Origin of the sequence: Natronomonas sp. CBA1123 (assembly GCF_009741925.1) — an archaeon.
In the GTDB taxonomy this organism is placed as follows: domain Archaea; phylum Halobacteriota; class Halobacteria; order Halobacteriales; family Haloarculaceae; genus Natronomonas.
In genome coordinates this window covers 15,209-27,661 of record NZ_WPCC01000019.1, presented here as the reverse complement: position 1 = coordinate 27,661, position 12,453 = coordinate 15,209, and the positions used below count along the sequence as shown (strand labels likewise).

General features: G+C 65.8%; 16 protein-coding genes. 10 read left to right on the top strand and 6 right to left on the bottom strand.

Translation table 11 applies throughout. From position 1 onward, the window contains the following. Position 1 precedes the first annotated feature (1 nt). Positions 2-592, bottom strand: a complete 591-nt coding sequence (locus GJ631_RS10145; protein WP_156709040.1) for a riboflavin synthase — start codon at positions 590-592, stop codon at positions 2-4. 90 nt (positions 593-682) lie between these two features. On the opposite strand from GJ631_RS10145, the gene GJ631_RS10140 reads away from it, so the two are divergent. Together GJ631_RS10140 and GJ631_RS10135 are read left to right on the top strand one after the other, a co-directional pair. After that, a complete protein-coding gene (locus GJ631_RS10140; RefSeq protein WP_156709039.1) occupies positions 683-913 on the top strand; it encodes a hypothetical protein in 231 nt (76 codons plus the stop codon). A gap of 2 nt (positions 914-915) precedes the next feature. Beyond that, positions 916-1,146, top strand: coding sequence for a hypothetical protein (locus tag GJ631_RS10135; protein ID WP_156709038.1), 231 nt, complete (start codon positions 916-918; stop codon positions 1,144-1,146). A gap of 16 nt (positions 1,147-1,162) precedes the next feature. Here GJ631_RS10135 and GJ631_RS10130 read toward each other — a convergent pair whose 3' ends face one another. Beyond that, complete coding sequence (locus tag GJ631_RS10130) at positions 1,163-3,007, bottom strand: UvrD-helicase domain-containing protein (RefSeq protein WP_156709037.1); 1,845 nt, start codon at positions 3,005-3,007, stop codon at positions 1,163-1,165. Positions 3,008-3,079: 72 nt separating this feature from the next. Next, a complete protein-coding gene (locus GJ631_RS18570) occupies positions 3,080-3,253 on the bottom strand; it encodes an HVO_0416 family zinc finger protein (RefSeq protein ID WP_197424973.1) in 174 nt (57 codons plus the stop codon). Positions 3,254-3,370: 117 nt separating this feature from the next. Here GJ631_RS18570 and GJ631_RS10125 point away from each other — a divergent pair, with 117 nt between their 5' ends. Beyond that, entirely contained in the window at positions 3,371-4,039 is a 669-nt protein-coding gene (locus GJ631_RS10125) for an alpha/beta hydrolase (RefSeq protein WP_156709036.1), read from the top strand. 21 nt (positions 4,040-4,060) lie between these two features. On the opposite strand, the gene GJ631_RS10120 is transcribed toward GJ631_RS10125, so the two are convergent. Continuing rightward, the gene (locus GJ631_RS10120; protein ID WP_156709035.1) at positions 4,061-4,327 is read right to left on the bottom strand and encodes a thioredoxin family protein; all 267 of its coding nucleotides are present in this window, start codon (positions 4,325-4,327) and stop codon (positions 4,061-4,063) included. A 107-nt stretch (positions 4,328-4,434) separates the two neighbouring features. On the opposite strand from GJ631_RS10120, the gene GJ631_RS10115 reads away from it, so the two are divergent. The 3 genes from GJ631_RS10115 to GJ631_RS10105 all read left to right on the top strand — a co-directional run bounded on the left by GJ631_RS10115 (position 4,435) and on the right by GJ631_RS10105 (position 7,530). Further along, positions 4,435-4,596, top strand: a complete 162-nt coding sequence (locus GJ631_RS10115; RefSeq protein WP_156709034.1) for a preprotein translocase subunit Sec61beta — start codon at positions 4,435-4,437, stop codon at positions 4,594-4,596. Positions 4,597-4,717: 121 nt separating this feature from the next. Further along, the gene (locus GJ631_RS10110; protein WP_156709067.1) at positions 4,718-6,820 is read left to right on the top strand and encodes an ATP-dependent DNA helicase; all 2,103 of its coding nucleotides are present in this window, start codon (positions 4,718-4,720) and stop codon (positions 6,818-6,820) included. Continuing rightward, positions 6,817-7,530 carry an HNH endonuclease gene (locus GJ631_RS10105; RefSeq protein WP_156709033.1) on the top strand — a complete coding sequence of 238 codons (714 nt, stop codon included), beginning with the start codon at positions 6,817-6,819 and terminating at the stop codon, positions 7,528-7,530. Before GJ631_RS10110 ends, GJ631_RS10105 begins: the two co-directional genes overlap by 4 nt. A gap of 1 nt (position 7,531) precedes the next feature. Here GJ631_RS10105 and GJ631_RS10100 read toward each other — a convergent pair whose 3' ends face one another. Beyond that, on the bottom strand, positions 7,532-8,014 hold the full coding sequence (locus GJ631_RS10100; RefSeq protein WP_370518635.1) for a 2'-5' RNA ligase family protein: 483 nt from the start codon (positions 8,012-8,014) through the stop codon (positions 7,532-7,534). Between the two features lie 51 nt (positions 8,015-8,065). Next, positions 8,066-8,251 carry a hypothetical protein gene (locus tag GJ631_RS10095; protein ID WP_156709032.1) on the bottom strand — a complete coding sequence of 62 codons (186 nt, stop codon included), beginning with the start codon at positions 8,249-8,251 and terminating at the stop codon, positions 8,066-8,068. A 95-nt stretch (positions 8,252-8,346) separates the two neighbouring features. Here GJ631_RS10095 and GJ631_RS10090 point away from each other — a divergent pair, with 95 nt between their 5' ends. From GJ631_RS10090 to lysW, 4 genes are all read left to right on the top strand, one after another. Then, positions 8,347-9,105, top strand: a complete 759-nt coding sequence (locus GJ631_RS10090) for a hypothetical protein (RefSeq protein WP_156709031.1) — start codon at positions 8,347-8,349, stop codon at positions 9,103-9,105. A 269-nt stretch (positions 9,106-9,374) separates the two neighbouring features. Further along, positions 9,375-10,577 carry an argininosuccinate synthase gene (locus GJ631_RS10085; RefSeq protein ID WP_156709030.1) on the top strand — a complete coding sequence of 401 codons (1,203 nt, stop codon included), beginning with the start codon at positions 9,375-9,377 and terminating at the stop codon, positions 10,575-10,577. Positions 10,578-10,581: 4 nt separating this feature from the next. Then, positions 10,582-12,036, top strand: coding sequence for an argininosuccinate lyase (gene argH / locus GJ631_RS10080; protein ID WP_156709029.1), 1,455 nt, complete (start codon positions 10,582-10,584; stop codon positions 12,034-12,036). A 193-nt stretch (positions 12,037-12,229) separates the two neighbouring features. Beyond that, positions 12,230-12,394: a lysine biosynthesis protein LysW gene (gene lysW / locus GJ631_RS10075; RefSeq protein ID WP_156709028.1), complete on the top strand. Its 165-nt coding sequence runs from the start codon at positions 12,230-12,232 to the stop codon at positions 12,392-12,394. Positions 12,395-12,453 lie beyond the last annotated feature (59 nt).

The following is a 12,453-nucleotide window of genomic DNA, read 5'->3' as shown; positions in this document are numbered from 1 at the left end:
CTCAGCGGTAGCCCTCGGTCAGGCTCTCGACGTACTTCGCGACCACGTCGACTTCGAGGTGGACCGGGTCGCCGACGGATTTCTCGGCAAGCGTCGTCAACTCGTAGGTCGCCGGGATGATGGCGACGGTGAACTCCTCCTCGCGGAGCTCGGCGACCGTGAGCGAGATGCCGTCGACGGAGATGGAGCCCTTCTCGACGACGTATCGACCGAGGTGTTCGGGCAGCGAGAACCCGAACGTCCAGTCGTCCCCCAACTGCTCGATTTCGGTCACCGCACCGACGCCGTCGACGTGTCCCTGAACGAAGTGGCCGTCGAAGCGTCCGTCGGCCGGCAGCGCACGTTCGAGGTTGAGCGGGTCGCCGACCTCGATTTCGTCCAGATACGTCCGGTCGAGCGTCTCTTCGGAGCAGAACAGCTCGAAGCTCTCGGTGTCGGCGTCTTCGACCGTGAGACACGCCCCGCTGACGGCGACGCTCTGTCCGTGTTCGAGGTCCGCACAGAACGACGCCGAAACGCGGATGCGGCGCCCCTCGGGACCGTCCTCGATTGCGGCGACTTCGCCCGTCTCCTCGACGATGCCGGTAAACATACCCCCGCTACGGTCGGCGGGTGTGAAAGCGTCTCGGAATCCGGCCGTGAGGCGGCGGGCTTTTGAGCGTCTCCCGCCTACGGGCCGGTAATGAACCTCCTCGACACCATCGGGCTGTTCGGGACGGTGGCGCTGGCCGCGCCAATCGGCCTCCTCGGTGCCGAGTTCCTCGCCGGGGGACGGACGGCTCTCGGCGTCGGCTTTCTCACCGTCGCGGTCGGGCTCGTCGCCGGGATGTACTTCCGACCGAGCCTCTCGGGTACCGTCGCGGACAAACTGCTGGGTCGGGTCCCTGCCGACCCCGAGGAGGACACCGACTGACGATGGCGTTCGGCATCGTTCGCTCGCTGCAGCTCATCGCGACGCTCGTCGTCGCCGGCCCCGTCGCACTCGTCGGCGTTCTCAACGTAATCGAGGGCCGATACGTGCTCGGAGCGTTCTTCCTCGCGGCTGCCGTCGGCCTCGTGGTCGTCAGCGAGTACATGTACCTTCGACTCGCGGACCGGACGGTCGGTCGTGTAAAACGGCTGAAAAACATTCGCGGCGGCGAGTGACGCCTCCGACTGAGCGTCAGTCGGCCGTCGCTTCGACGCCGGCTTCCTGTGCGTCCTCGATGAGTTCCGCCAGCGTCATGTCGACCGGCTCGTTGTGCAACAGCACGTCGATAGGCAGGGTGGGTGCGCCGTCGACGAGGTTCTCCAGGAGGACGAGGCGCTCGCGAGCGCGGGACATTCCGACGTAGAACACGCGCCGTTCGTTGTCCGTCAGCGTCGGCACCGGGTCGGTCCGTTTGGTGAACTCGGTGACGCCGGGAACGTCCGTGGGGTCCTCGACGGAGGCCGCCATCTGCTCGACGACTTTCTCGGTGAGGTCCGTCGCGACGAAGACGTGGTCGGCCTCACGGCCCTTCGCGGAGTGGATGGTGCCCAGTCGGAGTCGGGTGGGGTCCATCCCGCGGTAATCGCCTTTGAAGTACGCCTTCACCGAGCGCTCTTGGAAGTTCGACACCTTGGTGAGCATGTCGGCGGCGGAGGCCGGACCGGGGGCGAAGGGGGCGTGGTCGTCGACGAAGTCGGGGTCGACCGTCATCTCGGTGAGGTCGTCGACGCCGGCCTCCTCTTCGAGTGCGTCGAAGGCCTCGAAGTAGTCGTCGCGGTCGCCGGTGCCGAAGGCGCTGTCGGCGAGCATCTCGCCGAGTCGCTGGGCCTGCAGACCGTTGATGGTCTCGCCCGAATCGAGCGATTCGACGGCGTCGACGTAATCGCGCAGGCGGTCGGTCCACATCCGCTGGTCGGTCAGCGACGTAAACGGCATGCCGTCGTCGATGAACTCGTCCATGAACTGGAACATCTGATAGCGCGCGCGGAACAGCACCATCACGGTGCCGTCTTCGTCCTGTTCGAGGGTGCCGCGGACGTTGCGGACGAGGTCCAGCATCGACGGCGACCGGACGGCCTCGACGGACCCGCCCTGCTTGCGCGGCTTGAGGTCCTTGTCCTGGCGTTTCTCGATGTGGCTAATCTGGGTGTTGACGACGTTGAGAATCTTCGAGGGGAGTCGATAGGAGTTCGGCAACACGATGTCGTCGTCGACCTCCTCGTCGAGCAGGAGGTTGGGGTCGGCGCCCTGCCAGGCGTAGACGACCTGGTCGTCGTCGCCGGCGATTAAGACGCTCTCCATGTGCGGCTTCCACTCCTCGTAGACGCCGTACTGCAGCGTCGTGATGTCCTGGAACTCGTCGATGACGAGGTGCTCGACGTTCGGCAACAGCGAGCGCTGCTGGACGCGTTCGAGCATGTCGGCGAAGCCGACGACGCCCTCTTCGCCCTTGTAGGAACGCCACGCTCGGATGGCCTCGGGGATATCGATGCGGTCGTCCGAGGAGGGCCACGTCGGGGTGTACTTGTTACCCGTCTGGGCGTTGTCGTCGATGTCCGGGGGGAGTCGGACCTCCTCGTCGTCCCACTGGAAGGGCACGTCGTACCAGTCGGCCACGTCGCGTTCGGTTCGCTGGAGCCACTGGGAGGTGGCGATAATCTTGTTGCCGAGCGTCGTCGACCGCGCCGAGCGCCGACGCGAGGACTTGTACTCGTCTTCGAACTCGAGTCCGTACTCCTCACAGAACTCCTCTTTGTGCTTCTCGCCGACCACGTCGCCACGCGAGAGGTTCAGCAGTTCGTACGCCTTCGCGTGCATCGTACAGACGTTGCCTCGCAGGGACTTCGGCGTACAGTCCAATCGTTCGGCGAGTCGTTCGCGGACCTCTTGGGCGGCCGCACGGGTGTAGGAGACGACGAGGATGTCGTTGACCGCGACCCCCTCGTCGAGCATTTCGTCGACGCGGTCCAGCAGGGCCGTGGTCTTCCCACTCCCGGGACCACCGAAGAGTCGAGTCACGTGGGTGGAGTCAGCCATTACCCGTCTAACGCTACGCTCCGGTATAAGTAGCGTGGCTTCCGACGAACGCGGAAACGGCGAGAAGAGCCCTCAGGGCTGCCAGCCGCAGACGGTACACGACACTGCATCGAGCCCGTGAAGCCCCCCGCAGTCGGGACAGCGTTTCTTGTTATAATCCTGCTCCCAGTTGCGGGAGTCGGTTTCGGTCTCGTGTCCACGGTCCGAGAGGAATTCGTCGAAAAGTTCGTCGTTCGAAGTGGCCATACGGGTTCGGATACGCCCACATCAGCAATAAACTCTGTGGTAGCACCTGTCACGGGTCGTGGTGTCGTGGAACGACCGTTACCGGTGGCTTTTGACCGACAGCGACGTACGCCGGGTATGGACACCGACGACGCGACCGAGGACCTGCCGCTGGTCCACGTCAGCCGGCCGGGAACCGTCACGGAGAACGCCCCCGCCGTCGTGTTGATTCACGGCCGCGGGACGAACGAACGCGACCTGCTTCCCATCGCCGCACAACTCCCCGAGGAACTGCACGTCATCAGCGTCCGCGCGCCACAGGAGATGGGCGGGCCGAACAGTTACACGTGGTACGACCTCGACCTCTCCGGCGGCGGCCTCCATTCGAGTCAGCCGGACCCCGAGGGGTTCCGCAGAAGTCTCGATTTGGTCCACGAGTTCGTCGAGTCGGCCGTCGAGGCCTACGACCTCGACCCCGACCGCGTCGGCTTACTCGGCTTCAGTCAGGGTGCCATCACCAGCCTCTCGGCGCTGCTCGAACGGCCCGAATCCTATCGGTGGGTCGTCGCGCTGAACGGCTATCTCGCTGACTCCCACGAAGGCGAGGTCGACAACGCCGACGGCAAGCCGGTGTTCGTCGGCTGTGGCGCGATGGACCAGGTGATTCCGCCCGAACGCGCCGAGCGCGCCGCCGAACTGCTCGCCGAGGGCGGTGCCGACGTACGCTTCGAACAGTACGGCGTCGGCCACGGAACGACGCCACAGGAAATCAGCGACGTGGTCGAGTGGCTGGAAGAGCGGTACTAAAACGGGAAAACGGCGAAAAATTCAGGCGCCGGCTTTGCCGAGGGCGCTCTCGATGTCGTCACGCTGGGTGACGCCGACGAACCGCTCGACGATGCCGTCGTCGTTCTCGACGATGAGCGTCGGCAGCGAGCGCACCTGGTACTCGTTGGCGACGTCCTGCTCTTCGTCGACGTTGACCTTCTCGAAGGCCACGTCGGGGTAGTCCTCTTCGAGTTCGTCGAGAATCGGGTCCTGCGTTTTGCACGGGCCGCACCAGTCCGCGTAGAAGTCCTTGAGGGTGACGGGCATGACTATCGGACGTATTCCAGCCGCGCGCATAAGGGTTTCCCAACCGGCCCTCGGTGAGGGCGACGCTGGGCCGAAACGCTTAGGGTCGCCGCCCCGAACTGACGGGTATGAGCAGCGGCCAGAACTCCGGCGGGCTGATGTCCAGTGCCGGACTCGTCCGGTACTTCGATAGCGAGGATTCCAGTACGCCCACGATGGACCCCCGAACGGTCGTCGCCTTCGGGGTCCTCTTGGGCGTCCTCGTGTTGATGTTGAACGCACTGGCTTAACTTTCGCCCCGCCCAGCGAACCCTTTTATTCGAAAAAGCCTGAGTAGTTGGTGTGTCAGAGTCGGCCGGCTACGAGCGGTTCTTCCCCTACGACGAGCCCTACGACCATCAGGACGACGCGATGGGACGCATACGCGAGGCGCTCGTCGAAGAGCGTGACGTGCTGTTCGAGGGTGCCTGTGGGACGGGCAAGACCCTCGCTTCGTTGGTGCCCGCCCTCGAGTACGGCCGTGCGGCGGGGAAGACGGTCGTCATCACGACGAACGTCCACCAGCAGACCCGACAGTTCATCGAGGAGGCCCGCGCCATCAACGCCCAGGAGCCGATTCGGTCGGTCGTCTTCCGCGGGAAGGCGTCGATGTGTCACATCGACGTCGGCTACGAGGAGTGTCAGGCCCTGCGGGATACGACCCGGGAGTTGGTCGACAAACAGCAGGACATCGCGGAGTTAGAACAGCGGGAGGAGGAACTGCTCGATGCGAGCAAAGAGGGCAACGGCGAGGCCGCCGAGGCCCGCGGGGCCGTGATGGAGGAACTCGACGACCTCGAGACGAGCATCGAAGCCCTCCAAGAGGAACGGAACATCTGTGACCGCTACTACAACAACCTCACCGGCAACACCGACGAGTTCTACTCGTGGCTCTACGAGGACGTGCGCACGCCGGACGACATCTACGAGTACGCCCACGAGGCGAACCTCTGTGGGTACGAACTCCTGAAAGACGGGATGGAGGGCGTCGATTTGGTCGTCTGCAATTACCATCACCTGCTGGACCCGATGATTCGCGAGCAGTTCTTCCGGTGGCTCGGTCGGGACCCCGAGGACATCATCGTGGTCTTCGACGAGGCCCACAACGTCGCCGACGCGGCGCGGGACCACGCCACCCGGACGCTCGCCGAGCGAACGCTCGACGGCGCCTTAGACGAACTCGACGAGTGCGACGACGCCCGTGCGGAGTCGGCGGCCAACGTCGTCGGAGCGTTCCGAACGGCGCTGGTCGACACCTACGAGGACTCCTTCGGCTTCGGCGAGCGCGAGGCCGTCGACGAGGAGTGGGAAGACGTTTCTATCGACCGCGAGGAGGGCCGCGACGAACTGTCCGTCGCCTTCCTCCAAGCCTACACCGGACAGGGATTCGACACGGACCTCGAGGAGGCGCTGGCGCTGGGCGAGGAGTTGGACCGACGCTACGAGCAGGCCTACAAGGACGGCGAGACGACGACCAGAAAGGAGTGTCCGACCCTGACCGCCGCCGCCTTCATCGAGGAGTGGATGGAATCCAGCGTCGAACCCGGACAGTATCCCGTGTTGGGGGTTCGCCGGACGGAGACGGGCGTCGTCGGCCGCGCCGAGTTGTACACCTGCCTCCCGCGGCAGGTGACCGAGCCGCTGTTCGAGGAGTTACACGCGACCATCCTGATGAGCGCGACGCTGCGGCCCTTCGACGTGACCGAGGACGTACTCGGCCTCGACGACCCGCTGACGATGGCCTACGGCGAGCAGTTTCCCGAGGAGCGCCGCCGCACCTACGCCGTCGAGACGCCGGCGCTGTTCGCGAGCAAACGCGACGACCCCACGGTTCAGGAGACGGTCGGGGAGACCATCGAGGACGCCGTCCGGTTTACGCCCGGTAACACGCTGGCCTTCTTCCCGAGTTACGCCGAGGCCGAACGCTACTACCACCGGTTTTCGGGCGACTCGACGCCGTATCTCGACGAACCCGGGAAGCGGGCCGAAGAACTGCGACAGGAGTTCGTCGACGACGACGACGCCGTGTTGTTCACGTCGCTTTGGGGGACCCTCGCCGAGGGCGTCAGCTTCGACGACGACGACGCCCGGTCCGTCGTCGTCGTCGGTGTCCCGTATCCGCACCTCGACGACCGGATGGAGGCCGTCCAGCGCGCCTACGCTGGCGCCTTCGGCGAGGACGGAGACGACGATGCCGGATGGCGCTACGCCGTCGAAATCCCGACGGTTCGGAAGACCCGGCAGGCGCTCGGCCGGGTCATCCGCTCGCCGGAGGACTTCGGCGCCCGGGTGCTCATCGACGAGCGGTACATGGCGTCGAACCACGCCGAGTTGGGCGATTACAGCGTCTACCCGTCATTCCCGGCGGAGGAGCGCAGCGAACACATCGACATCGCACCGGAGAAACTGAAATTCGCCATGCTGAACTTCTACACCGACATGGATTCGTGGGGAGGTGACCCGCCGACGCCATGAGCGTCGATTGGGAACCACGGGCCGAGAAGCGCCGAACGCGGGACGGCGAGGGGCCCCGCTGGGACCTCCTCCGTGAGGAGACACTGGAGCGGGACGACTACACCTGCCAGCGGTGTGGCTATCGGCAGGCCGAACGCGGCCAACCGGAACGACGATTGGAGGCCCACGTCGCAGCACACGGCTCGCCGTCGCTGGACGACCTCGACAACGCCATGACGCTGTGTGGGTCCTGTCACGCGACGCTGCACTCCGACGACCCGGCCTACCGTGAGGTACGGAAGGACGCGCCGATGTTTCCCGTCCCCGAGGCGCCCGACTCGGTGGCGACGATGCGGAGCGACCGCCAGCACGTCTGTCAGCGCTGTCAACACCTCGCCGATTCGGCGATGAACCTCGCGGCGTACCAAGAGGACGGCAGCGACTACGTCCTGTGTAAACCGTGCGCTGGAGCGCTGTTGGCGGCGGGCTACGACCCCGAGGACTTCGAGGTGGCCGGCGAACTCGACGCCGAGTCATTGAAAAGGCGGGCCAGCGATGCGCCGGTGCGGCCGGCGCTGCTCGCCTCCCGTCCGGTTCGGGCGCTGCGGCCGCCGGAGACGGCCTTCGAGCGGTTCGTCTACGACACGCCGCTGCGCTATCTGTTCAACCCAATCGGACTGACGGTCCTGTTCCTCGTCCTCGGCGTGTTCGCGTCGTTCTATTTCTTCTGAGTCAGGCGGGCAGCGAGACGCGTTCGACCGGTTCGCCGTAGTCGGCGGCCCAGACGACGAGCGAATCGACGGTCCACTCGGCGCTCACGTCGCTGCCGGCGACGCGGTCGGCATCGCCGCCGCGGGCGACCGTGACGTGGGGGACGTAGTCGTCGTCCTCGATGCCGTCGACGGGGGAAAAACGGTCACACAAAACGGCGTGAAGGCGTTCCAGTGTCGGTGACTCCACGCGGAGGTAGGTGACCGGCCCGCGGCCAGTCGGTGGGTTTCGAAACACACCGACGCCCGAAATTCCGACGGTGAACGGGTCGAGACCGGCCAACGCCTGCCGAACGTCGCGGCCGAGCGACGCGGGGTCGCCGTCGCCGAGGCGTTTCGCCACGAGCGTGTGACGGTCCCGCGGTGTCGCGGTGAGACACTCCGACGCGAGGCCGCGGGCGAGTTTCGACACCTCGCCGGGGACGGGAACGTTCAGGCTGTACACTGGCGGTACTCGGCGGGAGAACGGTATAGGCGCTGTGGAACGGTCGCGCCGTCAGATGTAGTCGAGGAAGTAGGCGACGATGAGCACGACGATGAGAACCCCGACGACGGAGCTGAGGCCGCCGAAGGCGAACTGCAGGACGTCGAGGACGATGTCGACGGCAATCCAGACGATGATGAGCACGAGGATAATCTTCAGTAGGTCCTCTACGTCCATACCGGCCCTGTCGGGGAGCATACGGTCGACTCCGAGCGGTGTGCGCAAAAGCGCTGTGGCCGTTTTTCGACTGCGAGGCGAAACCGATTTGCCACCGGGTCACAGACCAACGGTCGATGCGAGGAACGCTCGCGGGCGCCGTGGCCGTCGTCTGCTGTCTCGCCGTCGCGGTCGGTGCCGGCGTCGGCGCGGCCGCCCACGAGGAACCCGACCGAAACCTCATCGGCATCGAACTGCATGCCGACGGTGACGCGTCGGTCCATCACGTCTCCTCGTACGACCTCGACGACGACCAGGAGCGACAGGTGTACGAGGAGTTCGCTGAGAACGAAACCGCGAGACAGCAGTGGCGAGACGAGATAGCGGCGCAGTTCCGGTCGATGGCCGAGAACGGCAGTGCGGCCTCGGGTCGCGACATGCGGGTTCACAACGTCAGCGTCGAGACCTACGAGATGGACGGCGAGGGGTACGGCCGCCTCGAAGTCCACGTGACGTGGGAGAACTTCGCCTACGCCGAGTCCGACCGGGTCATCGTCGCCGAACCGTTCCGCAGCAGTTACGACCCCTTCGACCAGGACCGTCGCCGGGTCGCGATGCACGGTCCCGAAGGGTACGTTCGGGGGCAGTTGGACCCGAGCGCGCTCCGGGTTCGGCGCAACAGCGCGCTGTGGAACCCCAGTACCTCGAACTTCTCGCGATTCTACGCGGAGTTCACCGACCCGAGTACGGAGACGCCGACCGACGCAACGGCGGAGACGACTGCTGCCGCCCCCGGCGAACAGCCCTCCGGGTTCGGAACGGCCGCCCGGGCGCTTCTGGTCGCGCTCGTCCCCGTCGCCGTCGCGTTGCTCGCGATTCGGCGCCGACAGGAGTGACCATAGCGACCGGTCCCGGTGGCGTACGCCACGCTATCTCCTGCCACGGAACCGCCGTTCCACAAGCGTTTAATACCGCTCTGAGAATAGAACGAGATACATGACGCAGACCCACCGCTCCGGCGCGTCCGTGCTTACCGGTGGGTACTCCATTCTTCGGCGACCGCGACCGGGCCGTTAGGCCCGAATAGTACTCACTCCAGTCGCGCTCGCCTCGCTTTCAACGAAAACCGTCCGGTTGACGGTCCGTCATCCAAAACACCATATCAATGTCCGACAACGAACGCGTCGCGCTCGCCTTCTCCGGTGGGCTCGACACGACAGTCTGTGTCCCGCTGCTGCAAGAAGAGTACGGCTACGACGAGGTCATCGGCGTCACCGTCGACGTCGGCCAACCCGAAGCCGAGTTCGCCGAAGCCGAAGAGACCGCCGAGGCGCTGAACCTCGAACACTACGTCGTCGACGCGAAAGACGAGTTCGCAGACCTCTGTTTCGACGCCGTCCGCGCCAACGCCTCCTATCAGGGCTACCCCCTCGGCACCGCACTCGCCCGTCCGGTCATCGCCGCCGCGATTCTCGAAGTCGCCGAAGAGCAGGGCTGTACCGGCCTCGCCCACGGCTGTACCGGGAAGGGCAACGACCAACTCCGCTTCGAGGCCGTCTGGCGTGACTCCGATATGGAAGTTATCGCGCCGGTCCGTGAACTCGGCCTGACACGGGAGTTCGAACAGGAGTACGCCGCCGAGCGCGACTTGCCCGTCGAGGGCGGCGACGAGGGCAAATACAGCATCGACACGAACCTCTGGAGTCGCTCCATCGAGGGGTCGGAACTCGAAGAGCCGAGCTACGTTCCGCCGGAGGACATCTACGAGTGGACGACCGCGCCCACGGGCGAGACGCGCGAACTCGAAATCGGCTTCGAGAACGGCTATCCCGTCAGCCTCGACGGCGAGGCGATGGAGCCGGTCGAACTCACCCAGACGCTCAACGACCTCGCGGGCGATTACGGCGTCGGCCGCTCCGACATCATGGAGGACCGCATGCTCGGCCTGAAGGTTCGCGAGAACTACGAACACCCTGCGGCGACGGTGCTGCTCAACGCCCACCAGGCGCTGGAGGACCTCGTCCTCACGAAGGAAGAGCGCTCCTTCAAGAAGCAAATCGACCACGAGTGGTCCGAGAAGGGGTATCAGGGCCTCGTCAACGCGCCGCTGGTCGGTGCACTGGAGGGCTTCATCGAGGAGACCCAGACCCGCGTCACCGGCAGCGTGACGATTCGCCTCGAAGGCGGTCAGGCCCGTCCGGTCGGCCGGTCCTCGCAGTTCGCCGTCTACTCCGCGGAAGCGGCCTCGTTCAACACCGAGGATGTCATCGGCGGCATCGAACAGGACGACGCCACCGGCGTCGCGAAGTACCACGGCTTCCAGGAGCGTCTGGCCAACCGCGTCATCGACAGTCAGAACGAGGAATAGCCACATGAGCGAAGAGGACGGTAGCGACGATGTCGTCCGCCGCGAGCGCTTCAGCGGCGGCCCCGCCCGCGGGTTCCTCTCGAGTCTCGCGGCCGACGAACGCATCTTCGAGGCGGACCTCGCCGTCGACCGCGCCCACGTCGTGATGCTCGACGAACAGGGCATCATCGACGGCGACGACGCCGCGGCCATCCTCGAGGCGCTCGACGACGTGGAGGCGGCGGGCCACGACGCCCTACCCGACGGCGAGGACGTTCACGCCGCAATCGAGACGGCCGTCATCGAGCACGTCGGCGAGCGCGGCGGCCGGATGCATACCGCCCGCTCGCGCAACGACGAGGTGGCGACCTGCATCCGCTATCGCCTGCGCGAGGACGTGTTGGCGACCGTCGCGACAGTCATCGAGACCCGAGAGGTGCTGACCGAACTCGCCGCCGACCACACCGAGACGGTGATGCCGGGCTTTACGCATCTCCAACCCGCCCAACCGACGACGGTCGGTCACTACCTGCTGTCCTACGAATCGGCGCTGGCCCGCGACACCGAACGACTGCTCGACGCCTACGACCGCATCGACCGCTCGCCGCTTGGGGCGGCCGCCTTCGCGGGGACGCCCTTCGATATCGACCGCGAGCGAGTCGCCGAGTTGCTCGGCTTCGAGTCGGTTCTCGAAAACTCGATGGACGCCGCTTCCGCGCGGGACTTCCTCGTCGAGACGACCGCTGCGGTCGCGGCGCTGTCGACGACGCTGTCGGGGCTGGCCGAGGACCTCGTCGTGTTCTCCAACAAGGGGTTCGTCGACCTCTCGGACGACTACTCCTCGACTTCCTCGATTATGCCCCAAAAGAAGAATCCCGACACGATGGAGTTGGTCCGGGGGGCCTCCGGCGATGCATCGGCGGGGTTGAACGCCCTGTTGACGATACTGAAGGGGCTGCCGCGGGCGTACAACCGCGACCTTCAGCGCGCCCACAACCACGCCTTCGATGCCGTCGACGCCGTCAGGGAGGCAACCGAGGTAGCTGCCGGCGCGGTTGCGACCGCCGAGTGGCCCGCCGAGACGCTCGCCGACGCCGCAGGCGAGGGCTTTGCGACGGCCACCGGCGTCGCCGACCTACTGGCGATGCACGGTGTGCCGTTCCGCACCGCCCACGAGATGGTGGCGCTCGCCGCCGAATCGGGGTCGGATTACGAGGCCCTCGATGCGGCGGCACGGGAGGTACTCGGCGAACCGCTCGAGGCGCGCGTCGACCGCGAGTCGGTCGAGGCCGCACTTGACCCCGAGGAAAGCGTCGCCTCCCGCGACTCCTTCGGCGGCCCGGCACCCGAAGCGGTATCCGGCGCGCTCGACCGGGCGGTGACGGCCGTCGAGGTCGACGACGAGGCGCTGGAAGCCCGCCGAGAAGCGGTGGCCGAGGCAGCCGAACGGCGCCGTGAGGAGGTGACCCGCCGTGTCTGAACGACGGCGGTCCGTCCCCCCGCGTCGACCCCCGCCGTCCCCGGCCGGGGACATACTACCACAAAACTGACACGCAACGTCACTCGAACGCTTCAAACGCCTCATTTTCCCGCATAGCGGCCGGTACGCGTTGTTATACTATACTGACAAGTTCGAAGCCTTTAAGTGAATATAGCGACGAGTATCGGGCACAATGGCAGAATGTCCCGAGTGCGGGGCCGAACTGGACCTGCACGACGACCTCGAAGTCGGAGAAATCGTCGACTGTGCGACCTGCGGTGCCGAACTCGAAGTGGTCGGAGACGACCCCGTCGAGCTGGAGACGGCACCCGAACTGGAAGAGGACTGGGGGGAGTAAGGCGATGTACGTCGGCGTAGCTAGCCGTACGAAGGCCAGCGAGGAGGTTCGCCGATGAA

What these genes read in the sequence shown, in the direction of transcription:
- GJ631_RS10145 (WP_156709040.1), bottom strand. Translation starts at nt 592, where the DNA reads ATGTTTACCGGCATCGTCGAGGAGACGGGCGAAGTCGCCGCAATCGAG.
- GJ631_RS10140 (WP_156709039.1), top strand. Translation starts at nt 683, where the DNA reads ATGAACCTCCTCGACACCATCGGGCTGTTCGGGACGGTGGCGCTGGCC.
- GJ631_RS10135 (WP_156709038.1), top strand. Translation starts at nt 916, where the DNA reads ATGGCGTTCGGCATCGTTCGCTCGCTGCAGCTCATCGCGACGCTCGTC.
- GJ631_RS10130 (WP_156709037.1), bottom strand. Translation starts at nt 3,007, where the DNA reads ATGGCTGACTCCACCCACGTGACTCGACTCTTCGGTGGTCCCGGGAGT.
- GJ631_RS18570 (WP_197424973.1), bottom strand. Translation starts at nt 3,253, where the DNA reads ATGGCCACTTCGAACGACGAACTTTTCGACGAATTCCTCTCGGACCGT.
- GJ631_RS10125 (WP_156709036.1), top strand. Translation starts at nt 3,371, where the DNA reads ATGGACACCGACGACGCGACCGAGGACCTGCCGCTGGTCCACGTCAGC.
- GJ631_RS10120 (WP_156709035.1), bottom strand. Translation starts at nt 4,327, where the DNA reads ATGCCCGTCACCCTCAAGGACTTCTACGCGGACTGGTGCGGCCCGTGC.
- GJ631_RS10115 (WP_156709034.1), top strand. Translation starts at nt 4,435, where the DNA reads ATGAGCAGCGGCCAGAACTCCGGCGGGCTGATGTCCAGTGCCGGACTC.
- GJ631_RS10110 (WP_156709067.1), top strand. Translation starts at nt 4,718, where the DNA reads ATGGGACGCATACGCGAGGCGCTCGTCGAAGAGCGTGACGTGCTGTTC.
- GJ631_RS10105 (WP_156709033.1), top strand. Translation starts at nt 6,817, where the DNA reads ATGAGCGTCGATTGGGAACCACGGGCCGAGAAGCGCCGAACGCGGGAC.
- GJ631_RS10095 (WP_156709032.1), bottom strand. Translation starts at nt 8,251, where the DNA reads ATGCTCCCCGACAGGGCCGGTATGGACGTAGAGGACCTACTGAAGATT.
- GJ631_RS10090 (WP_156709031.1), top strand. Translation starts at nt 8,347, where the DNA reads ATGCGAGGAACGCTCGCGGGCGCCGTGGCCGTCGTCTGCTGTCTCGCC.
- GJ631_RS10085 (WP_156709030.1), top strand. Translation starts at nt 9,375, where the DNA reads ATGTCCGACAACGAACGCGTCGCGCTCGCCTTCTCCGGTGGGCTCGAC.
- argH (WP_156709029.1), top strand. Translation starts at nt 10,582, where the DNA reads ATGAGCGAAGAGGACGGTAGCGACGATGTCGTCCGCCGCGAGCGCTTC.
- lysW (WP_156709028.1), top strand. Translation starts at nt 12,230, where the DNA reads ATGGCAGAATGTCCCGAGTGCGGGGCCGAACTGGACCTGCACGACGAC.